Origin of the sequence: Corynebacterium efficiens YS-314 (genome assembly GCF_000011305.1) — a bacterium.
Classification (GTDB): Bacteria; Actinomycetota; Actinomycetes; order Mycobacteriales; family Mycobacteriaceae; genus Corynebacterium; species Corynebacterium efficiens.
Map to the genome: position 1 here is coordinate 881068 of NC_004369.1, position 21403 is coordinate 902470.

28 protein-coding genes are annotated in these 21403 nt (G+C 60.3%); all 28 read left to right on the plus strand.

Going from position 1 to position 21403, the window contains the following annotated elements; genetic code table 11:
- Window positions 1-78: 78 nt before the first annotated feature.
- On the plus strand, window positions 79-912 hold the full coding sequence (locus CE_RS04260) for a hypothetical protein (protein WP_006769486.1): 834 nt from the start codon (window positions 79-81) through the stop codon (window positions 910-912).
- Window positions 909-1205: a hypothetical protein gene (locus CE_RS04265; protein WP_006769485.1), complete on the plus strand. Its 297-nt coding sequence runs from the start codon at window positions 909-911 to the stop codon at window positions 1203-1205. Before CE_RS04260 ends, CE_RS04265 begins: the two co-directional genes overlap by 4 nt.
- Window positions 1183-1410 (plus strand): hypothetical protein, encoded by a 228-nt coding sequence (locus tag CE_RS04270; RefSeq protein ID WP_143758415.1) that lies wholly within the window; start codon window positions 1183-1185, stop codon window positions 1408-1410. Before CE_RS04265 ends, CE_RS04270 begins: the two co-directional genes overlap by 23 nt.
- Window positions 1410-1709 (plus strand): hypothetical protein, encoded by a 300-nt coding sequence (locus CE_RS04275; RefSeq protein WP_006769483.1) that lies wholly within the window; start codon window positions 1410-1412, stop codon window positions 1707-1709. The genes CE_RS04270 and CE_RS04275 overlap by 1 nt, the downstream gene beginning before the upstream one ends.
- A gap of 12 nt (window positions 1710-1721) precedes the next feature.
- Complete coding sequence (locus CE_RS04280; protein WP_006769482.1) at window positions 1722-2048, plus strand: hypothetical protein; 327 nt, start codon at window positions 1722-1724, stop codon at window positions 2046-2048.
- Window positions 2045-2209 carry a hypothetical protein gene (locus tag CE_RS15590; protein WP_006769481.1) on the plus strand — a complete coding sequence of 55 codons (165 nt, stop codon included), beginning with the start codon at window positions 2045-2047 and terminating at the stop codon, window positions 2207-2209. The genes CE_RS04280 and CE_RS15590 overlap by 4 nt, the downstream gene beginning before the upstream one ends.
- Window positions 2209-3018, plus strand: coding sequence for a hypothetical protein (locus CE_RS04285; protein WP_006769480.1), 810 nt, complete (start codon window positions 2209-2211; stop codon window positions 3016-3018). The genes CE_RS15590 and CE_RS04285 overlap by 1 nt, the downstream gene beginning before the upstream one ends.
- 466 nt (window positions 3019-3484) lie before the next feature.
- Window positions 3485-3760 carry a WXG100 family type VII secretion target gene (locus tag CE_RS15210; RefSeq protein WP_143758416.1) on the plus strand — a complete coding sequence of 92 codons (276 nt, stop codon included), beginning with the start codon at window positions 3485-3487 and terminating at the stop codon, window positions 3758-3760.
- Window positions 3757-3939 carry a hypothetical protein gene (locus CE_RS04295; protein ID WP_006769477.1) on the plus strand — a complete coding sequence of 61 codons (183 nt, stop codon included), beginning with the start codon at window positions 3757-3759 and terminating at the stop codon, window positions 3937-3939. Before CE_RS15210 ends, CE_RS04295 begins: the two co-directional genes overlap by 4 nt.
- Window positions 3940-3994: 55 nt before the next feature.
- Window positions 3995-5260 carry a hypothetical protein gene (locus CE_RS14815; protein ID WP_006769476.1) on the plus strand — a complete coding sequence of 422 codons (1266 nt, stop codon included), beginning with the start codon at window positions 3995-3997 and terminating at the stop codon, window positions 5258-5260.
- Window positions 5260-5880 carry a hypothetical protein gene (locus CE_RS04305; protein ID WP_006769475.1) on the plus strand — a complete coding sequence of 207 codons (621 nt, stop codon included), beginning with the start codon at window positions 5260-5262 and terminating at the stop codon, window positions 5878-5880. Before CE_RS14815 ends, CE_RS04305 begins: the two co-directional genes overlap by 1 nt.
- Window positions 5881-5962: 82 nt before the next feature.
- On the plus strand, window positions 5963-7207 hold the full coding sequence (locus CE_RS04310) for an AAA family ATPase (protein ID WP_231295142.1): 1245 nt from the start codon (window positions 5963-5965) through the stop codon (window positions 7205-7207).
- Window positions 7208-7313: 106 nt separating this feature from the next.
- Window positions 7314-7733, plus strand: coding sequence for a hypothetical protein (locus CE_RS04315; RefSeq protein WP_231295141.1), 420 nt, complete (start codon window positions 7314-7316; stop codon window positions 7731-7733).
- On the plus strand, window positions 7654-9279 hold the full coding sequence (locus CE_RS04320) for a hypothetical protein (RefSeq protein WP_231295140.1): 1626 nt from the start codon (window positions 7654-7656) through the stop codon (window positions 9277-9279). The genes CE_RS04315 and CE_RS04320 overlap by 80 nt, the downstream gene beginning before the upstream one ends.
- Window positions 9280-9293: 14 nt before the next feature.
- Window positions 9294-10595, plus strand: a complete 1302-nt coding sequence (locus CE_RS04325; RefSeq protein ID WP_006769471.1) for a phage portal protein family protein — start codon at window positions 9294-9296, stop codon at window positions 10593-10595.
- The gene (locus CE_RS14510; RefSeq protein WP_006769470.1) at window positions 10592-11881 is read left to right on the plus strand and encodes a hypothetical protein; all 1290 of its coding nucleotides are present in this window, start codon (window positions 10592-10594) and stop codon (window positions 11879-11881) included. The genes CE_RS04325 and CE_RS14510 overlap by 4 nt, the downstream gene beginning before the upstream one ends.
- Window positions 11882-11885: 4 nt before the next feature.
- On the plus strand, window positions 11886-12278 hold the full coding sequence (locus CE_RS04335; RefSeq protein ID WP_006769469.1) for a hypothetical protein: 393 nt from the start codon (window positions 11886-11888) through the stop codon (window positions 12276-12278).
- Between the two features lie 11 nt (window positions 12279-12289).
- On the plus strand, window positions 12290-13219 hold the full coding sequence (locus CE_RS04340) for a hypothetical protein (protein WP_006769468.1): 930 nt from the start codon (window positions 12290-12292) through the stop codon (window positions 13217-13219).
- Window positions 13219-13605: a hypothetical protein gene (locus CE_RS04345; RefSeq protein WP_006769467.1), complete on the plus strand. Its 387-nt coding sequence runs from the start codon at window positions 13219-13221 to the stop codon at window positions 13603-13605. Before CE_RS04340 ends, CE_RS04345 begins: the two co-directional genes overlap by 1 nt.
- A gap of 14 nt (window positions 13606-13619) precedes the next feature.
- The gene (locus CE_RS04350; protein ID WP_231295139.1) at window positions 13620-14051 is read left to right on the plus strand and encodes a Gp19/Gp15/Gp42 family protein; all 432 of its coding nucleotides are present in this window, start codon (window positions 13620-13622) and stop codon (window positions 14049-14051) included.
- Window positions 14051-14368 carry a hypothetical protein gene (locus CE_RS04355; protein ID WP_006769465.1) on the plus strand — a complete coding sequence of 106 codons (318 nt, stop codon included), beginning with the start codon at window positions 14051-14053 and terminating at the stop codon, window positions 14366-14368. The genes CE_RS04350 and CE_RS04355 overlap by 1 nt, the downstream gene beginning before the upstream one ends.
- Window positions 14368-14664 carry a hypothetical protein gene (locus CE_RS04360; RefSeq protein ID WP_231295138.1) on the plus strand — a complete coding sequence of 99 codons (297 nt, stop codon included), beginning with the start codon at window positions 14368-14370 and terminating at the stop codon, window positions 14662-14664. The genes CE_RS04355 and CE_RS04360 overlap by 1 nt, the downstream gene beginning before the upstream one ends.
- Window positions 14645-15055, plus strand: coding sequence for a hypothetical protein (locus CE_RS04365; RefSeq protein ID WP_231295137.1), 411 nt, complete (start codon window positions 14645-14647; stop codon window positions 15053-15055). The genes CE_RS04360 and CE_RS04365 overlap by 20 nt, the downstream gene beginning before the upstream one ends.
- The gene (locus CE_RS04370) at window positions 15055-15777 is read left to right on the plus strand and encodes a hypothetical protein (RefSeq protein ID WP_006769462.1); all 723 of its coding nucleotides are present in this window, start codon (window positions 15055-15057) and stop codon (window positions 15775-15777) included. The genes CE_RS04365 and CE_RS04370 overlap by 1 nt, the downstream gene beginning before the upstream one ends.
- Complete coding sequence (locus CE_RS04375) at window positions 15777-16064, plus strand: hypothetical protein (protein ID WP_006769461.1); 288 nt, start codon at window positions 15777-15779, stop codon at window positions 16062-16064. Before CE_RS04370 ends, CE_RS04375 begins: the two co-directional genes overlap by 1 nt.
- Before the next feature lie 14 nt (window positions 16065-16078).
- Window positions 16079-16405 carry a hypothetical protein gene (locus CE_RS04380; RefSeq protein WP_006769460.1) on the plus strand — a complete coding sequence of 109 codons (327 nt, stop codon included), beginning with the start codon at window positions 16079-16081 and terminating at the stop codon, window positions 16403-16405.
- Between the two features lie 122 nt (window positions 16406-16527).
- A complete protein-coding gene (locus tag CE_RS04385) occupies window positions 16528-16758 on the plus strand; it encodes a hypothetical protein (protein ID WP_006769459.1) in 231 nt (76 codons plus the stop codon).
- Window positions 16759-16771: 13 nt separating this feature from the next.
- The gene (locus CE_RS14515) at window positions 16772-21403 is read left to right on the plus strand and encodes a hypothetical protein (protein WP_006769458.1); all 4632 of its coding nucleotides are present in this window, start codon (window positions 16772-16774) and stop codon (window positions 21401-21403) included.

Here is a 21403-nt window from a genome sequence, read left to right on the forward strand (position 1 = left end):
GGCGGGTATCGCCCCACTCCGGTGGCACCTCATCACCATTCTTATCATCCTGCTTGTACTGACCTTGGGAGGTCTGCTGTGACCAATTCACATGATCGCGTCGAACTGCTCGAAGAAGTTGTCGACGCCTCCACCCTTCTACTTTCCTTCTTCGCTGCCGAACGCATCGAGATGAAGTCCACCATCGGGATACCCCGCTACCCGCTGATCGATGATGATCCCTCAACTGTGGAACTGTCGTTGACAGAACAGTTCCTCTCCGAAGGCTTGAAGGTATCCGAAGAGCGGTTAAGGCAGTCAGAGGCCAAGTGTGAAGCCGCCGAGCGGAACGTAGCCACCCTTCAGAAAGCCGTGAAAGACCACGCCAAACAGGAGCAGGTCGCCGAGGAGAAGATCGCCTGGCTGGAAAAGGAGCTTGAGCGTCTTCGGCAGGAAGGTGCTTCGACCAACCTTGATCTGATCAAGATGCAGACCAACGAGATCGACAATCTCCGTAAGGATCTGGCTGATGCCAAGAAGGACTCTAAGACTCAGGCCACTTCATCGTCCTCGCGAGTCGAGGAGCTCGAAGCAGCCCTCAAGCTCAGCAGGGACCTCCAGGCCGAGGCCACCACCGACCTCGAGCAGACCCGCGCCGCACTCGTCACCGCGCGCCGGGAGGCTGACGAGTCCGCGCAGAAGGTGGAGGAGCTGACGCGTCAGCTGTCCTCTTATCAAAGCGACTTCGTGGAGCGGGATAATCAGCTCTCCGCTATGGAAGGCCGTCTCTTCCGTGAGGTGGAGCAGTTGCAGGATAAGCAACGCAAGATCCATGTGCACTTAACGCGAGCTCTCAGGAAATTTGAGGACGATCCGAACATGACGATCCGGGCTATCGACTCAGCCTTAAAGCTCGCTGGGAAGGCATCATGAGTGACGTTATGGTCTTGTATGTGCTGTTGCTGGTGCTCACGGCCTGTTTCTGCGTGATCATTTTCTGGCTGACGGAGTGGGTGATTCGGCTCCGGAAAGCGAATGAGGAGATGGATGCCGACCTCTGTGATGCGGAGGAGCAGCTCCATGAGCATGTGGGGATTCTTCGCGATCTGGAGATCATGCGTCGCAAGCTCGAATCGGTGCCCGCCAGGATCACGGCCTTGGAGGCCCGTAACCGGGTCGTGGCTGCGGAGGGAGGTGAAGACGATGTCGTCTATGTCAGCGGGTGAGTATCCAAGCTCTGTTGTTGATGACGCGATCTTTGAGTGTGTGGAGAAGATCAGCGGGGTGTGGGAGGCTGCCGGCCTGAATGCGGAATCAGAGGCCGAGATCCTCACACAAGAGCTTCACACCGCGGTGTCAGATGCATTCGAGCGTCTGTTATTCCGCCGGGGTGTGGCGATTGATCGGCTCAAGCGGGGATCGGGACGCTGATGGCCTCGGTGCGTCAACTCCTGGACCCCAGCGGGAAACGCCTCATCCGCCTCGCTGTGGCACCCCTTGACAGTGGCCGGTTGATTGCCCTGGGGGACCTCAATGACCTGATCAAGATCCCGGTGTGGACCACCGTCATGCGGATCCACGTGGCCAACACCCCGTTGATCCACCGGCAGAGGTTCATTCACGTTGTCACTCTCCGGGAGTGGGTGCGGCAGTTAGCCGGCCGGGATCACAAGAAATCAGCTGGTGAGCTCGAACGGTTCATCGACTGGATTGTCACCGTCGACCTATAAGGAGGGAAGAAAATGGCGGAGCATTTCTGCAAGTTCTGCGGCGCACCGATCCGGTGGGCCCGCACCCCGGCCGGGCGCATGATTCCCCTTGAGGATTCTTCCGATCAGGCCAAGGGGACGTTCGCGCTCCGGGTGGTGGATCTCCCAGATGGTACCGCCAAGCGTATGGCTGTGGGATTGACCCGCCATGAACGTATTGAGGCCGATGCCGACGGGGAACTGTTGTTTCAGGCACACCGGGCGACCTGTGGGGAGGAACGCACTGGGACGGCCATTCCACCTGAGATCCGCGAGAAAGCGAACCTCGTGATTGCTCGATATCAAAGGAGTTCGCGATGAAAATTTCCCCAACTTCATCCGATATTGATGCAGCTAACCGGTGGTGGGATGAGCAGAAGGATCAGCGCAAGGTCACCTTGCATAAGTGGATGTGTGGAGAGAAAGGGTTTCTCCATCCGGAGATACCTGGACAGCTTGAACTTTTAGAAGGAGAACCTTAATGGCAACGATGATGAGGCAGTCGAAGATTATTTGTTATCACGATGAGCTCCAGGCGGCGTTGAGCGCGGCGTTGAAGGTCGCGGATAAGAAGAACTTCGGTTCGATCCAGTTTCGACCAATTCCAGAAGATGAGGTCATTCAGATTTCGGCACTTAATCCCACCTCGACTTTTATGGCCACGGTGCCTACAGAGATGTGCGATGTGGTCGAGGGGCGCGATGAGATCTTTGAGTGTCTCTTGTCCGAGGCCAGCGTGATGGCTCGGTTCCCGGTCAAGATGCCTAAAGGGTCTGATGGGGAAGTTCCGAAGGCTGGGCTGATTATCGCGGAATCGTGGATCCAGATTACTGATGAGACTGGTCTGGGTGTCGGTATTCGCCATACCCGGATTAGGCGCAATAGTGAGGTGGAGCTCCCGGGCACTCCGGCCCGCACCATTGAGTCGGCACTGGATGCGCAGGAGGACACGGGCGCGATGCTGTATCCCGCCCAGACCGCGTTGGTCGGCAAGGTAGCGGAGATCATGGGGCAAAAGCACCGTATCCGGTGTGTGGCATCCCCTGACGGTGTGCTGTCGCGGGTGCTGCTGACGGGCACGATGTACGGGCTGACGGTCACAGAGGGGCAGGAGCAGACCTCCGAGGACAGTGCTCCAGATGATAAGCCTCTGTCGTTTGATGACGCCGAGCCCCAGGACTACGACGTGCCCATGTTCGACGTCGACGAGGAGGAGGACACCGACACCACCCCAGCACCAGCTCCAGGGCTACGGATTGTGGGTGCCCGACCTATGGGCGGTGCGTCATGAGCTTGATCGTGGAGATGTCTCCGGAGCGACGTGCAGCCCACGAGGCACTCCTGGAGGGCATTGGTATTTGCCAGCAGGCAGAGTACCGACGTAAGCCGGGCGCCCCGGGCTTGTGGGACTCCATGCATGGGCGGGAGGCCTGGGAAGACGTGCAAAAGCGCCACCGTGAGGCGCGCATCCTTTGCCGGAAGTGCCCTCTGCTGGCCGCATGTGAACAGGCCCTGTCTGATTACGAGAAGCACAGCGAGGGTGTCGATGGAGTGATGGCAGCCAGATATAGCGATGTCAGCTATTCCAGCAATGCTCGAGAGCGGCAGACGCACTGCGCCGGGTGCCAGGTCAGGCTGCATCGCCAGGGTTCAACCCGCACGGTACCGGACAGCCACCGACGCCACGTCGGGGAAGGTCTCTGCAGCGAGTGCTATCCGCAGTTCGCTACCCACTCCCCAGATCGGAGGACAGCAGCATGACACACGCCCCTATCAAGGACCTTCGGGAGTTCTGGAGAGACCTACTTCAACGGTTCCAGCCAGTGGTCGAGGCATGGAAAGAAGCGATAGAAAAGTTCCGGGAGGGACTCGATGAGATCGAAGAGGCCCTGACCACCTATCAGGAACGGGAGAAAAAACGTGCATATGAACACATGATTACCCCACCTCTTGACCACACTCTTGCACAGGTCACCCACACCAGATCCAAGCCACCCCGCCCGCACCGCACCTACAGGAGACGAACACCATGACCAAGTATCAAGGCACGGGCAGAGTCGAGAAGATCGACTGGGAAGCGCCTGCCCGCTACAGCAATCCTCATGCAGTTGCTGCCCTCATCGCGATACCAGCTGCAGAGTTCGCCGGGCTGGACATAACCCGTCCCTTCACCATCACCCAAGAGGATGAAGAGGACACCGACGATGACTAACCACATGACAACCCACCACTAGTAAGTAACCCAAACCAGAGGAAGGAGTACCCACATGGCATGGCTGCGCATCGGCGACAACGTCGCCACGCACCCGAAGATGTCTCTCCTCCTCGAGGCATGCGAATTCGACCACTCCCTGAAAAATGAATCCTTTGGACTCATGGTCTCCCTCGCCGCGGTCTCAGCAGCCCACCTCACCGACTTCATGGTCGGCCCCGGCCTCGTCGCACAGTTCGCGCCGGGCAGAGAGAAGGTGCTGATCGATATCCTCGTCTCCGCCGGGCTCCTGGAGCGCGTCAAAGTGGACGAGCGGTGGATGTACAAGCTGTATAACGATGAAGAGTTCATCCACATGCGCACCAAAGCGGAAGTGGAAATCGACCGGGCTCGCAAGCGCGACAGCCGACGCCACGACCTAATCATTCCCGTCAGGGTCCGCGACGGCGACCAGTGCCGCTGGTGCGGCAAGACGGTGTCCTGGGAGGACCGGAAATCTGCTCGCGCGGCCACCATTGACAGCCTCACCAGTCACCGCGAGAGTACCGTCGAGACCCTCGTCGTGGCCTGCAATGGTTGCAACTCAGCCGGCCATGAAGGCAAGGAACGCACACCCCGCCCAGCACCCACACCCCAGGAGGTCTACTACTCACCAAAGACAATCGCGTGGATCAACAACACCGACTACGCGCAAGAAAACGGTATTCACCTAACCGATCGGCAGACTCGCCTGGACATCCCAGCAGCGCCGGCAGCAACCACGGTCAAGGCAGCAGCACATAGCGCAGCGCCGGGAGGTGGATCAGCAGGTATGGCAGCAGACAGTCCTCAGGAGAGCAGCGCCCATGTGGCAGCAGCGCCTGAACGATGTGGAGCGCCGACAGCTGATCACTCCACGGCAGCAGCATATGGAGCAGCGCCAGACCGCTATCGCAACCAGGCAGCAGCGGGACAAGACCCATGGGAGGACGCCCCGGACTGGGTGACGCAACCGGCAGAGAAGGTTCTCGGCAGGGCAACCGCGCCAGGAGGTGGATCAGTAGGTATGGCAGCAGACAGTCCTCAGGAGAGCAGCGCCCATGTGGCAGCAACGCCTGAGGGACGTGGAGCGCCGACAGCTGATCACCCCACGGCAGCGGCGCCGCCGGGCGCCCTACCCAAAGGTAACGATTCGGTAAAACCTAGACCGGATCTAGATCAGGTGGGTGACAGACCTGGATTGTCCGGGTCGGGACGGGTCGGGTCGGATAGGGCAGGACAGGTGTCGGTTTCTGGTTCTCGCCGTAGGAGAGGCCGTCGTGGAGGAAAGCGGAAGTCGTAATGGATGATCAGTTGTTGACTATGTTTAGTCATTCTTTGTTTGACCTGGAGAGTTATTCCCCTTTATTGGATGAGCTGCTCTTTCCTCGTCAGCCTGCTGCAGGTGAGAATGCGGGTAAGGCTGTGGCGGTGAAGGGGTCGAAGGTGCCGTTGTCGACGTCGATTCTTGATCTGAAGATTGAGTGTGAGGTGTTGTTGGCGCGGTGGTGTTCCACGGTGTCGCAGTTTGCTGATGTGGGGCAACCTCCGGGTGATCGTGCTATTCATGTCCGGGCGGCGTGGTTGCAGCAGCAGCTATTCGTCATTGATGAGATGCCGTGGGGTGAGATGTGCGCGGAGGAGGTCATTGCGTCTTCGAGGTTAGTTCGGGATGTCGTGGTGGACCCGCGGGAATGGGATGACCCGAAGCCAATTGAGATTGGTTCGTGTAGAGAGATCGTGAGTTGGGCTCGGCACCTGGGGGCGCAGGTGTCTAGGTCAACAGTGCAGCGGTGGATTGACCGAGGAGAGATACCTTCCGAGATTGCGCCGGATGGTCGTGTCCTTATATCGCTGGCCAATGTGCTGGACCACGCGCGAGCAGGACTTCTTGAGAGTGGGCCACCCCGTGCTGTAAGCTGACGCTCGATAGATCCAACCCCGAAGTTGCCTGGCAACTCTCGGGGTTTTGTCGTGTCTGGAGGTGGTCATCATCCTCACGGTCGTGACAGGTGCTCCAGCGGCGGGGAAGTCCACGTGGGTGGCCACCGTCGCGAAGCCGGGTGATCTACGGTTTGATTCTGATGCGCTGACCAACACCCTGACGGGTAAGCCTCCGGCGAAGCATTCGCATGCGGCTGCGGTGAAGAAGGTGTCGAAGTCCGCTCGTGAGGCGGGTATTGAAGAAGCATTGAAGTTGGTGGCCACGCGCGATGTGTGGATCATTCACTCGAATCTCTCGGCTGAACTCGAGCGGAAGTACCGGGCATATGGTGCTCGGTTTGTGGTGATTGACCCCGGTGAGGCTGTGGCCTTGGAACGGTGTGCTGCTGGTCGCCCTGGGTATCGGAAGAATCAGGTGGCCTCCTGGTACGCGCGTCGGCATTCGTGGCCACATGATGCGGAGATCATCACCAGCTTTGATCCGGCCACCGCGGGCGTCGACGAGGATGATATTGAGGTATCGGGAGGCCGGGCCACGTTACATGTGGTCACGGGCCCACCTGCTGCTGGGAAGTCCACCTTCGTCCGTGAGCATGCCCGGCTAGGGGATGTGGTCCTAGACTACGACCTGCTGGCCAACGCGCTGGCGGGGGAACCTGCTGACAACCATGAGCACACCAGGCAGATCAAGGCGGTGACCAAGGCGGCCAGGCTCGCAGCCCTGGAGGCAGCGATGAAGCAGGACATCACCGTCTGGCTGATTCACTCAACCCCGGCCGCCTCGACCTTGTCTCGCTACGAGTCGATGGGCGCCACGGTCCATGTGGTCGACCCGGGTAAGGACGTGGTGATGAAGCGGGTCAAGCAGATGCGGCCACGGGTGATGCTGCCGGTGGCGGCTGCCTGGTACGACAAGCAGCCGGCGGTGGCCACGCCGAAGACCACGACCGAGCGTGGCCTTGGGTGGGATCATCAGAAGCAACGCGCGAACCTCGTCGCGGTCCATGTTGATGGCACACCGTGTTGGTGGTGTGGCCGGCCGATGTTCTACGACAAGACCCGCAACTTCGATGGTCTGCCGCTGGCTGCTGACCATGAGGATGCCCGAGCAAACGGCGGGGACCGCGCTAACCGCCTCTTACACTTCTCCTGCAACTCCTCACGGCAAGCAGGGGCCCGCGACGACCAACGACCAGCCCTGAACCACTCTGAACCGCCTACGGAGCCCACAGCGCCACCACAGGCCACGCCGGCGGCGTCGGTGTTCGCCTGGCCAGACCTTGAGCCGTCTCGCGCCGGGCCCTAGGTCAAATATCTGGCGGTATACGTGCTGACCCTTCCTCGGCCGCCAGTCAGCCCATTTTTGTGAGTCCTGAAACTGAGAGCGTGCCCACTGCCAGATAGGAGCCATGATGACTGAACAACCCCCAATTGCCCATGAATCCCTTGGCGCTGGTGCCGATGTCGGGATGGGGCAGGGGCTCCGAGCTCCTGGGCGCGCGGTCTATGAAGCCCTTGTCCAACCGGGCATGGACTTAGCGGACATCGCCCTGTGTGAGGAAGCCGGCCGTCAGCGTGATCGGCTCGATCAACTGCAGAAGATCATCTCAGGTGATGAAGCAACCTGGGCAACCATCGTCGAAAGCTCCGGCGGGACACTCACGCTGCGTATCGACAGCGCAGTCGCGGAAGCCCGCCAGAGCCTCACCGTGTTTCGCCAGCTCATTGGATCGATCAAAGCGAGGTGGACGGATGCCTACATCACAGCGGATGCAGATGTTCTCGATGGGTTTGGAGAAGTGGCCTACGCTGACGGGCCGCCAGGAACCTGAGATCCTTGTCATGGCCGACGGCGATGACCGTGAGGGCCGTGAGGTTGTAGAGCTGGGCCGTCGCGCCGGGTCATCATTGCTGCCGTGGCAGTGCGGCAATGTCATCGGGATCTCGTTGAAGACTCCGGCCGGCACGTGGGTGCATCAGACCTGCATCCTGATTGTGCCGCGTCAGAACGGTAAGTCAGAGATTCTGGTCGACATCATCTTGCACCGGGTGTTTGTCCAGGACGAGACGATCTTGTACACCGCCCATGAGTGGAAGTCCGCGCAACCCATTGCGGAGCGTCTGATCAAGATGATCGAGATGCGTCCCTCGCTGGCCAAGCGGGTGAAAAAGATCCTCAACTCCCAGGGTGAAGCCAAGATCATTCTCAAGGGACCACGAGATCCGAAACGTCCCAAGCTGGATTCCAAGGGCAACCCGAAGGCCGGCCAGGTTGTTTTCCGTACACGCTCACCGAAGGCAGGCCGTGGCCTGGACGAGGTGGACACCCTCATCTATGACGAGGCCTTTGACACCACCGACGACGAGGTCGCCTCCATCGGACCAACCCAAGACGTGGCCAAGGACCCGCAGGTGATCTACGCATCCTCTGCTGTGGATAAGGAATCGGCAGCGCACCAAAACGGTGTGCAGCTGTCCTCCCTGCGCAACTTAGCGTTGTCCGGAGAGGACCCGGGTATCTACCTGGCGGAGTACCGGGCGCCGGAGAACCACCCCGGCCGGGACAACGTGAAGACGTGGAAGCTGTCGAACCCATCCTTCGGTGTGCTCAAGAATGAACGCAAGATCAAGAACCTGATGCGCAATATGAACTCACCGCGTGGCCAGAAGTCTTTCGACGTCGAGGCCCTGGGCATCGGAGACTACTTCGAGTTCAATCAGCTCACTGACGATGATCTCCTGGTCATCGATCTTGACCGCTTCGCAGAACTACGTGACCCCCAAGCCGTGGCCACTGGTGAATCCTGCCTGGCGGTGGACTTCTCCAACGACCGGGTTGACCGCACCGCCGCGGTAGCCGTCGCGGTCCGCGCCGGGAACCGGATCCATGGGCAGGTGGGATACCACGGGCCAGCCCACATCCCGACACTCGTTGACTTCATCGTCCAGGCGGTGGAACACAATGACCCACTCGCCGTGGTCATTGACCCGAAGTCGGCGGCGCAAGCGTTGATCAGACCGCTGCAGAAGAAGGGCATCGAGCCGGAACTCATGACCGCCTCCCGCGTGGTGTCCGGAACCAATGGCCTGTTGCAGCACATCGATGATGGAACGTTCTCCCATGACAACGATCCCCGGGTGGCGGACGCCATTGCGGTGGCACGTCTGCGTGAGATCGGTGACGGTGGCATCGCCTGGACACGCAGGAAGTCCGACGGCGACATCACCACGCTGGTCTCGCTGACCAATGCGGTGTGGGCGCTGGACAATCTCGATCTGCCTGCGCCACCTCCGGCTGATGTCGGTTTCATCGACAGCAATATGCCGGCCGACACCATGCTTACCCCCGCTGATGACCTCAGGTCGATCACCTGGTGAAAGGAGATTCCACTGTGGATACCCAGATTGCAATACCGACACCTCAAGAGGTCGGGTACGTCAATGGTGGCCAGGAAAATTTTTACACGCATGGCCGCGAACTCGAGAACATCCCCGAGCTCCAGTGGCCACAGTGTCTGAGCGTCTACGACCGGATGCGCAATGACAGTCAGATCTCTGCCGTGCTCTCCGCAATCGCTCTGCCCATCGAGGCCACCACCTGGCGTCTGGACCCCAACGGTGCATCCGATGAGGTCACTGAGTTCATCGCCCAGCAGCTTGACCTCCCCATCATCGGTAAGGAAGGCGAGCACAAGAAGAAACGGCGGCGTCGCCGGTTCTCCTGGGCAGAACACCTCCGCCACGCACTCCTGATGGTCCCCTTCGGGGCGATGTTCTTCGAGCAGGTCGTGGAGACTACCCCGGAAGGCATGTGGGGAATCCGCAAGATCGCACCGCGTATGCCTGACACCCTCCAAGCCATCAACGTTGCCCGCGACGGTGGCCTGATCAGCATTGATCAGAAACCACCGGGTGATATCGGAGTGATCCGCGCATCGGATGCCACGAAGACCACCATCCCCATTGACCGCCTGGTGGCGTACTCCTACCGCCGCGAGGGAGGAAACTGGGCAGGTCGGTCAATTCTCAGGCCCGCCTACCCGCACTGGGCACTGAAACAGCCCCTGCTCAAGATCGAGGCCTTGGCTGTGGAGCGCAACGGAGTGGGCGTTCCGGATTACGAGAACCCACCAGGCGCAACCCCTGAGCAGATCGAAAAGGGCCGGAAGATGGCCGAGTCCTACCGCGCCGGGTCCTCTGCTGGAATGTCCAGGCCAAGCGGATCTAAATTCCAGCTGCTGGGCACAACCGGTCAGATCATGTCGGCACGCCCGGTGATTGAATACCACGATTCTCAGATCGCCCGGGTGGCGCTCGCGCACTTCCTCAACTTGGACGGGAAGGGCGGCAGTTATGCACTGGCCACTACTCACCAGGATCTCTACACCATCGCCGAGAACTCGCTGGGCACCGAGATCGCTGGAACCGCGAACCATCACATCGTGGAAGATCTCGTGGATTGGAACTGGGGCCCCGACGAGCCAGCACCTCGTATCGTCTTTGACGATCTTCGGTCTGATTCGCTCTCCATCGCGAACTCTTTGCGCACCCTGGCTGATGCTGGTCTGATCCGTCCCGACCGCTCGATTGAGGAGTGGTTGCGTCGTGATCTCGGTGCACCTGCCAAGGACACCGCCCCACCGGAGCAACCGTGGACCCCCGAGACCGAAACGGAAGGAGGCGCCGAACAATGACCGAGATCATCGCACCGGAGCGACCACAGCTCCGGACCATCCCCGGTGTGGAGCTGATCAAGGTGGGGCAGTGGCCAGCATCGACCGGCACCTGGGACGTGACCGCAGAGGATCTCGCTGCCGCAGTGCGTGCAGCTCAATCCCCGTCGCTGTCCCGACCGGTGATCAAGCTGGGGCACACAGACCCCCGGTTTGATGGGGAACCCGCCGTCGGCTGGGTAGATGCCATCCGACTCTCCGATGATGGGTCCACCCTGGTCGGTGACCTTAAAGGTCTGCCGGCCTGGTTGGCCGACATCATGCCCTCGGCGTATCCCAATCGCTCCATCGAAGGTGCATACAACTACACCGATCAATCTGGAGCCCGCCACGATTTCGCCCTCACTGCTGTGGCCCTGCTCGGCGTGAGTCCCCCGGCGATTGGGCCGCTCGAATCACTCCGCGACGTCGCCGCCCTCTACGAGGTCACAGCGTCGGGAAACCAACAGGAAGGATTTTGGATCATGCCGAAAACCATTAACGCATCCACCTCTGTCGAAGACGTGCGCATGAACTTCTACGAGCAGGGACCAGGCAAGGACACCTACTGGTGGATCGAGGAGTTGTTCCTGGACCCACCCGAAGCCATTGCCATGGACGACGAGAACGGCCAGCTCTACCGAATCCCGCTGACCATCTCCGAAGACTCGATCACCTGGGGGGAACCCCAGGCCGTCAAACGGGAATACGTCGCGGCATCCAAGAAGGTAGCAGCAGCGTCCTGGACCAAGAACGAATCCCGCAAGAACATCAAGGCCGCGGAAGCGGAAGAAGAGGACACCGATATGGAACTGACCACCGAACAGGTCACAGCACTGACCACCGCCCTCGGTCTGGCCGCTGATGCCGACGCCGCAGCGATTGTCACCGCCGTCGAGAAGCTGTCCAAGGACACCACCTCCCAGGACGACGAACCCGCCGCCACCATCGCAGCCCGCGCGGAGCACCTCGGCATGAAGCTCATCGACGCCGCCGCCTGGGAATCCACCCAGAAGCGCCTCGGCGAGATGGCCACCCGCGAGAATACTCGTTTGGTCGATGATGCAGTGCGCGCCGGGAAGCTGATGCCGGCCTCTCGCAGTCGCGCGCTTGAGCAGATGGAGCGCGGCCTGCTGACCGCCACTGATCTGGATGCGATGAAGCCTCTGGTCACCATGGCCGGCGCTGAGGTTGGCCACAACCACAACCCCGATACCCGAACCTCGGACGATGTCCGTGAGTCCGAGATCTACAAGAACTGGAAGTAGGAACATGTCTGCTATCGCAATCAAGTTCGCACAGGGCCCCATCACCTTTGAGGCCGAAGCCCCCGTCGTCGGCGGCCAGGTCGTCGAGGCTGGTACCACCCCGCGCAGCATCAAACCTGCAGGCGCCGCCTCGGAGACCATTCTCGGTGTCGCCGTCATCGATGCGGTGCCCAAGGGACAGCCGTACACCGGTAAGCCCAACCATGCGTCGGTGGCGTGTGCCCCCGCCCAGGTGCCGGTCACCGGTGATGGCACGGCCGGTGTGGGTGATCTCGTCATTGCAGCCGCTGGCGGCACCGTCACCGCGGCCACTGGCACCGAGCCAGCATCCCAGATTGTCGGTCGGGTCATTGAAGTCCTGTCCAACAACATCGTCAGCATCCGTCTTTACGTCTAAGGAGACATCACATGGCACGTACAGTCATTTCCATTGATGACAACCGCCGGGAAGTCACCGTCTCGGACCTTCTCGGTAACCCCGAGATTATCCCCACCCGCGCAATCGAACGCCTCAAGAACGAGTTCCCGGCCGAGGACATCCTCACCGATGGCGGAACCTCAAACTCCCTGGAATTCCAGTTCGAGCGCAATACTCAGTCCTACATGGACTCCGACCCCGAAGTAATCGCTGAGTTCGGTTTCTTCCCCACCGCCTCCCCCACCTCCGGAGAGCAGGTCATCGGCCGCGCGCAGAAGACCGGCTATAAGATCGAAGTCTCCCGTGAGATGAAGGACTACAACCAGCGACAGGAAGTTGACAAGCGCCTGGATAAGGCAGTCAACACCTTCCGTCGCTACAACGAACGCCAGCTGTGGGACGCTCTGCTGGATGCCGGCATCCCAGAGATTCCCGTCTCTGTGGCCTGGAACCAGCAGGGCTCTGACCCCCGCTACGACATCTCCCTGGCAATGGAGACCGTCGCCTCCGGTAACGCCACGAGCATTGAGGATCTCAACGAACCGTGGGATCCGAACATGATCGTCATGCACAAGGCCCTGGCCCCCGTGCTGGTTGGCTCCGAGAAGTGGAACGATGTTTACACCGGTAACAACTCCAGCGAATCCATCCGCTACACCGGGCTGCTTCCCACCAAGCCCATGGGCCTGGATGCTCTCGGCGTTCGCTACCTCAACCGCAACCGCGTGCTGATCCTGCAGAAGGGCGCACCGGGATTCTTCAAGGATCCTCGTCGCCTCGAAGCCACTCCGATGCGCGGGAACGGTGGCGATCCACTGGGTGGCGACAACGAGTCCTACAGCTCCCGCATCTCCCAGATCCGATTCATCGGCATCGATGAGCCCTACTCCGCGTGCTGGCTGACAGGGGTGATCTCCTAATGCCGATCATCGAAATCACCGCCAAGATGTGGGCGCAGCGTCAGCAGGATGGATCGCGGATCCTCCGCTACACCGGTGACGTCCTCGACGCCTCCGATGCGGACGCCAAGCGACTGATCTCTGTGAATGCCGCGAAAGCGGTGCGCAAGAAAATCAACGTCGCAGACCAGAAGGGCAACGATGCTCCTCCAACTGATCCACCGGCCGACCCGCCGGTGGTGATCACCGCTGACGATGAGGACCCTGTGGTTACTCCTCCGGTGGTGGACAAGCCCCGGAAGACCGCCACGGAAGACCAGTGGCGTGCCTATGCAGTGACACAGGGCATGTCGGAAGAAGAAGCTCAGTCCAAGGATCGCGCTGAGCTGATCGCTGCCTTCGCCTGATGGGAGGCTCCGCCATGATGATGATTGATATCAAGGATCTGGAGGTCCGCCTTCCACGCCAGTTGGATGCCGACGAGAAGGATCGCGCAATCGCCCTCCTGGGTGATGCGGTGGCGGAGATTGAAGATGCCATCACCGACACCGGGAGGGTTCCCGCGGTATGGATCGCGATTGGGCGAAACCGCCGCCGGGCGGTGAAGGTGGCCCGGGCGATGGTAGCCCAAGCCATCCTGATCGGCGAGGACATCGGCAAGTCCTCCTGGAGCACCGGGACGGGCCCGTATAGCGATAGCGCAAGTTACCGCGGTGATATCCCGTTGCCGGAGCTGTGGGGAGAAGTCGACCTGACTGAGTCTCACCTGGATTACCTCGGGCTTGTCCGGGGTGGCCCGAGGTGGTCTTTCCCACCACCCTTGAGGTATCCGGAGCGGCCATGGAATCAATAGTGTGGAAACCTCGCCCCCGTGAATTCAAGGACCCGCACGGTCGGCTGAAGAAGGAAGTGTTCCCTGATCAATTGATTGATGGGTGCCTGGTCTCTGAAACTGCCGTGGAGAACCTCACCTCGGTGTCCCGCGACGGCCAGATCACCTCCTGGGATGTGCATATTTCCCGGCAGTTTTTCCCCATCAAACGAGGCGACACGGTCATTATCCGTGGCGAGAAGTTCGTGGTGGAGAAGAACTCCTTTGACTGGCAACCGGCCCGCCGTCGTCGTTCCAACTGCGGGACGATGTTCACCGCGGTGAGATCGGAGGGATGATGGCCAAGCCAATCCCGGCCAGTCTCACTATCGGCGCTCCGAACAAAGCCTTCGGTCAGTTCCTGGCCGAGGGGGTCAAACCTCAGCTCGAGAAAGCAGCGGTGGTCACCCGTGGCCATATCGGTGATCAGCTGCCGGTGAAGATCACCATCCTCAACAACCAGCAGGGACGCGCGGTGGCACTGCTCACGCTTACCCACCCGTCCGGTATTGCCCGGCAGTTGAAGTCCGGGGTGATGACCAAGGGTGCTGCCAAGGCTGGATTGGAGGTGCGTCGTGCCCGATTCCGTGTCTAGACGTGGCCCCCGGGTTGCCGGGGACCGGGTCAATGACATCGTCGATCTCATCCGCCGGATCGTGGCTGACGTCGACGCTGCGGACTCCCTGCCGGATAGGTGGACCGTTGATGATGGTCCCGTCATCGTGGTGGAGTCGGACGGCACCCCGATAAACACCAGGTCACACACGGTGCAGATAATTCGAGTGAGGGTACATGCACTGGATCGTCCCACAGCGTATGAGCTGATGGATCGCCTGGATGCTCTCCTCTTAGCCCATTCCCGTTCCGGGGTGGGCTTTCGTATTTCCGAAGGCCAGAACCTACTTGTCGAACGCGACTCTAAGGCCGGCGGTTATGTCGCTGGTGCCGGGTATTCCGTCACCGCAGAAAAGAAAGGACTTATCTAATGGATAACACCCAAGTCGATATCTGGGTTGATGCTGAGTGCTACTACTCCCTGAACGAAAGTGCACAGATCAACCAGGCCACCACCCTGGACGAGATCTTCGGCCCTGAATGGAACCTGGTGGGCCTGCTCGATGGCGCTGCCGGTTTCGGCAACAACCGTGAGGTGCAGTCCGCGACTGTCTCCGCGTGGGGTAAGGGCATCGTGGATCAGACCGACCGCGATGTCGCGGTCTCCACCAGCTTCACCTCCCTGGAAAACAACTCCGCCACCCGCTACCTGAAGTGGCCAGGATCCACCAAGCATGTCATCGTCGCACCGAAGCCGGTCCGGGTGAAGCTGGCGCAGGCCACCATCAACCAGGACGGCAACCTGGAAATCTGGATCACCCGTCGTAAAGCCCGTGTGTTTGCTGCTGGTGATCCCAAGAGCCAGGAAGTCGCTGGCGTGGAATTCCAGGTCACCGTCTTCGCGGATGCCCGTGGCGCTATTTACGACGTCTACGAGGCGCAGTCCGATGGCACCCTCCAGCAGCTCACGCCGATCAGCATCAAGGATCTCTCCACCCCTGAGACCCCGCTGGGGCCAGATGGCACCCCTATGACCACTGACCCGGTGGAAGGTGCTGCCGCTGGCCAGTCCATGAGTATCTCCTCCGAGGATTCAGGTGAGGCACCCGCCTCCTACGGTGTGGAGTCCACCCCCGATGACGACATCTACTGATGGCCAGGGTCCCCACCGACGCTGAGATCAACGCACAGGCAGTCACCCTCGGCCTGGCTGATAAGAACGGTAAGGCACTGCAATCCCACCGCAGTGCCATCGCCAAAACCCTCATGAGCCAGGCAGAGGCCCCGGCTGAGCCTGTGGAAGATCTCCACGACGTCGTCATCCGATTCGACCAGAAACTCTACGACGGCAAGGTGGACAAATTCGTCCGCGCCGCCGCCGTCGGCGCCCTGGTCCACAACCTCACGCAAGCCGGCGTGGAATACATCAACGAGAAGTAAGGAACGTAACAGCTATGGGTGTGAGCGAGAAAGCCGCCGTCCGCAAGTCCAACGTCGAGATCGCAGCGAAAGCAGTGGCCGACGAAGAAAAGTACGTCACCTGGACCTCCACCATCTCCGGTGAGGAGCTCGAACTAACTGCCGTCCGAGACCCCCTCGACGGGCCATGGCAGCTGGTGCGCTTCATCGGCGCGAAAGCCAACAACGACAAGATGGTGTTCATCACCCTCCTGCTCGGTGAAGAACAGTCCGCAAAGCTCGAGGCACTCGAACCCAGCGGGTACGAATTCCTCCAGATCCTCGACGACTGGTCGAAGGCAACCAAACTCGAGGGGAAATAGAGTGGCTGCCCGCCGTCCTGCTCTACGAGGACGAGCTGGCAGCTGACCTCCGCCACTACTTCCCGGGCACCTCACTCACTCAGTGGTGGGCCCGGGAAATCTCCACCTGGGAACTGCTGTGCATGGTCCAGTGGCTGCCCAAAGGATCGGCCTTCCGCGCCGCCGTCCGCCAGGAAAACCGCATCACCGATGTCGAAGAACGCCTGATGGACATCCCCGAGGCCCTGACCGGCAAACCCCATCCCATCCGCAAGCAGGCTCACGACGCGCAACGCGCCAAGCAACGCGCCCCGGCTGCTGACCGGGTCCGCCAACGCATGGCCGCCCGCGCGAAACGCTACGGCAACAAATAAATAGGAGGCACTCATGTCGCTCGTCGGATACGCCACACTCCCCATCGTCCCCAGCCTCCGGGGCGTCACCAAGGAACTCTCCGATCAACTCGAAAAGCCCACCGCGGCCGCCTCAAAGCGCGCCGGGGATGCTATTGAGTCGGCAATGGCGAATGCCGCTGAGCGTGCCGCAACCGCGGTGTCGAAGGCGAAGAAGACTGAGCAGGCCGCGATTGAGGATGCGACTGCCGCTGAGAAGCGGTTGACGGATGCTCGTGATGATCAGCGGTTGAAAGCTCAGGCGATTGGTCCTCTTGAGGAAAAGCTGAAGAAGGCCCGTCTGGACGCCGCGGCCGCGGTGGCCAAGGCGGAAGCTGATGTGGAGAAGGCCAGGCAGGATGGCACGAAGACCGTGGCTGAAATCGAGACGCTGGAAAAGCGCCTTGAGTCAGTCCGTGCTGGTGCCGCGGCGAAAGAGCAGTCTGCCCAGAACTCTCTGGATGCCGGGAAGATCAAGCTTCGCAAGTCCACGGAGAAGCTCACTGATGCCTCTCAGGCGTATGACCGGGCACAGGATCGGGCGAAGGATGCCACCGATAATGTGACCGCTGCTCAGTCCCGTCTGGAAGCTCAGCAGGGGATGACAACGAAGGAGTTCAAGAAGTCCCAGAAGGGCGCTGCTGACCTGGCATCTGAGCTGGGTGTGATGGAGGATTCCGCCCAGGGGCTGGGTTCTGTCCTGGATGGGATGCCCGGCAAGCTGGGTGCCTTTGCTCTGGCGATGGGTGGTGCCGCATCGATTGGCTCTCTCATCGAGGAGGGCATGGATGTCTCCGGTGCTGTGGCGAAGATGAATCGTCAGCTCGGTGCCACCGGACCTGTGGCTGAGCAGTATGCCGACGAGGTGGCCACCACGATGGCGGGTGGTGTTGCCTCTGGTGCAGAGGAGGCTATCGAGGCTGTTCGTGCCCTCAATTCCCAGATCGACTGGTTGGGTTCTGAAGGGGAGCAGACGGCCTCGGAGCTTGCCGATAACTTCCTCGGGTTCACCAAGACCTTCGACGCTGATATGTCGGAGGTGACCCAGACCGCTGGCCAGCTGCTGCATACCGGGCTGGTTGGCGATATGGAGTCTGCGGTTGACCTGATGACCGCGGCATACCAGCGGGTCCCGGTGGCCATGCAGGATGAACTTCCTGAAATCCTCCAGGAGTATTCCGTCAACTTTGCCAACCTTGGCCTGGATGGGGAAGAAGCCTTCTCCCTTCTGGTTAACCAGGCAGACAAAGGAAAGTTTGCGCTGGATAAGACTGGCGACAGTCTAAAAGAATTCGCCAACATTGCCGTTGACCCAGGCAAAGCGGAAGCATTCGAGGAACTAGGCTTCAACGCCCAGCAGATGGCCGCCTCCGTGGCATCTGGTGGAGACGAGGCACGGGAAAGCCTCGAGGAGGTCGCGCAGCGACTCCTGGCGATGGAGGATCCCGGGGCGCGGGCGGCAAAGGCCATCGAGCTTTTCGGCACCCCGATGGAGGACCTGGGCATCCATGAGATTCCCGGATTCTTGGAGGGCCTGACTGATCTGAGTAATACCCTCGGTGAGACCGAGGGGGCCTCTCAGTCACTTGCCGACGAGATGGCTAATTCACTTGAGGGGCGGATGAACTCACTTAAGGGCACGGTGTCAAGCCTGGCCGCCGAGGGGTTCATGTCTGCCTGGGATGCCGCGCTGAAGCTATCTGAATGGGCCAAGGAAAACAAGACGTGGTTGCTGCCCCTGGCTGTGGGTATCGGTGGATTGACCACAGCAATCACGCTGTGGACCTTGGCGACGAAAGGCTATACCGCTGCCACGACCCTGGCAAAGACGGCTACCGATGCTTTCAATAAGGCCTCGAAGGCATCGATCTGGGGGTTGGTGGCCACCGCGATCATCGGTGTGGTCACCGCTCTGACCTGGTTCTTCACAGAGACCGAGACAGGTCAGGAAATCTGGGGCAAATTCACTGATTTCCTGAAATCTGCGTGGGAATCGGTATCTGCGAAATTCTCCGAGATCTGGTCATCCATCACCGGAATTTTTGATTCTTTCGGTTCCAAGATCGGGGAGTTAAGCTCCTGGTGGTCTGACACGACCTCATCCATGGGGGCAGCTTGGCAAAGCTTCAAAGATCATCTGGCCGGAATCTATGAAAATATCCGCTCTGCGGTATTTGACGCCTGGAACTCTTACGTTGCTCGGGTACAGGAAAACTGGGCTCTGGTCACCGGCGCTTTATCTTCCGCGTGGTCGTGGACACGAGATACTTTCGTTTCAATCTACGAAAATATACGTTCATCTGTATTTGACGCTTTCAATTCGGCTATCCAATTCGCACAGGATAAGTTTTCCCAGGTCACCACAGCCCTATCCAACTCCTGGACCTGGCTTAAAGACACCCTAGGTGCTGGTTGGGATTGGATCCGGGATAACGTCTTCTCGAAATTCACGGACACCATCGGATCAGCGAAGGACCGGTTCTTCGGTTTCGTCGACTCCCTGGGCGATAAATGGTCTGGGCTGAAGTCACTGCTGGCAAAACCGGTAAATTTCATGATCAACACGGTCTATAACGAGGGCATCCTTCGAGCTTGGAATGTGATCGCAGGTATCCTCCCCGGCCTCAATACGGGTTCTCCACTTTCTGGTATCCCTGAGCATGCTACCGGTGGCCGGATCTCCGGCCCTGGCACCGGCACCTCAGATGATGTCCTGATGTGGGGTTCCAATGGCGAGCACATGTGGACCGCCCGCGAAACGCAGCTGGTGGGTGGCCATGGTGCCATGTATTCCATGCGTGATGCGGTCACTACTGGCCGCCCGTTCGTATTTGACGGTAAGGGCGGCGTGGCCATCCTGCCCCAGACGGACGAGCGCGCCGGAGATCTCGCTGGTGCCGCACCGGGACTAATGATTCCGGGATACAAGGATGGCGGCGAGATCCGCCCGATGTGGGAAATCCAGCTGGAAAATGGGCACAGAGCGGCAAAGATGCGTGATGGTAATGCCTACACGTGGGCGCACGAGGACTGCTCAGGGTATATGTCGATGATTGCCGACGCCATCATCAATGGCGGCGACGGCGTCAGACGCTGGGCGACGAGCTCGTTCCCCGGTGGGCAGCCGTGGGTGCCGGGCCTGGGGCCTGGTTTCTCAGTGGGCGTTCACGATAATCCCGGCGGCCCGGGCGGTGGCCACACTTCCGGCACCTTGACCGGGGTGGGGCCATACATGACCACCAATGTGGAATCCGGTGGTGCACATGGATACGTCGCTTATGGTGGCCCCGCTGTCGGAGCTGATTCCCCTCAGTGGGTTGGCGTGCACCCTGGACAGTTCCATCTGGCGATTGGTGCCGATGGCGCTTTCGAGTCGGGTGGGTCCGTCGATCCCTCGGCGATGCGTAACTGGATCTCGGACAAATTGGGTGGCGTGGTCGATACGATCATGGACCCATTGGTGTCTCTGCTGCCGTCTCCACCCCCACAATGGATGGGCATCCCGCGTGGTGTCTACGACACCGGTCGGGACAAGATGGTGGAGGGCATCGCTGATGGCGTGGCTGGTCTGACTGATGGTCTGGCAACTGTGTGGAATGCGGTGCGCAACATCCCGGATCTGATCCGTGAATCGCTTGAGGGCGGCGATGATGTGGCCCGGGCCGCGGGGGAGGGCTACCACAAGGGTGGCCTTGCTGGCCGTGGCCAGGGGATCATCAACAAGACGGCGATTGAACCAGAAATGGTTCTCTCGCCGCCGGCCACCGCGGCATTCATTGATTGGATGTCGGGTGTCCCGCAGGCGGAATCCGCGTCGGTCATCGCCAAGGAAATCACGGAGGCTTTCCGCGGTGGTGACTGGGGTTACGGTGAGCTGGCTAGCCGGGTGGGTAGTGAAGATCTGGCTCACCTGATTGTGGACTCCGTGGCCGCTGCTGGGTTTGTCCAGCGCGGTGAGTTCGATGAGTACACCCACGCACGGTTTGGTGATGTGTGGAACCTTGGGGCGTCTCTGCAGGAGATCGCCCGGGGTGGCCCCAGGGCGTGGCGGGAAACCGCAGCGCACCTGGCGCACATTTCCCAGACGGGCGACTACCTGGCTAATGAGTGGTTCTCCGAGGATTCCCCGCTCACGGTTGCGGCCTTGGCTGCAAACGCGGCCACGATCCGGTTGGCGGATCACGTGTCCGGGTTTGAGATCAACGAGCAGGGTGAACGTGTCCAGACCCGTGGTCGAATCGGCACTCCCGAGGAGATCGCCCGTGATGCCGGAACGATGATGCTGGAGGATCTCGGCAACGAGGCCCTAGGCTTCATCGGTCTGGGCGGGTCGTTGTCCCTACCTCGGTTCCTGGGTGAGGACCTCCGGACCCCGTTCGAGAAGGACACAGGTGGAACCTCCACAGCGGTGGCCACGAAGGAACCTGAGTCGGTGGCCACCCAAGCCACGGAATCATCCACCGGTGGCAACACCTTCCACCTGTATGGCACTGCCACCAACAACGATGATCTTCAGTCCGCTCTGGAAGAGATCGGACAGAAGGTCGAACGCCACAATGAGGAACTCTCCGATATCAACCGCGAACGCCGCGGCCCGGGAGCAACCTCACGCGGCGGCAATCTTTAG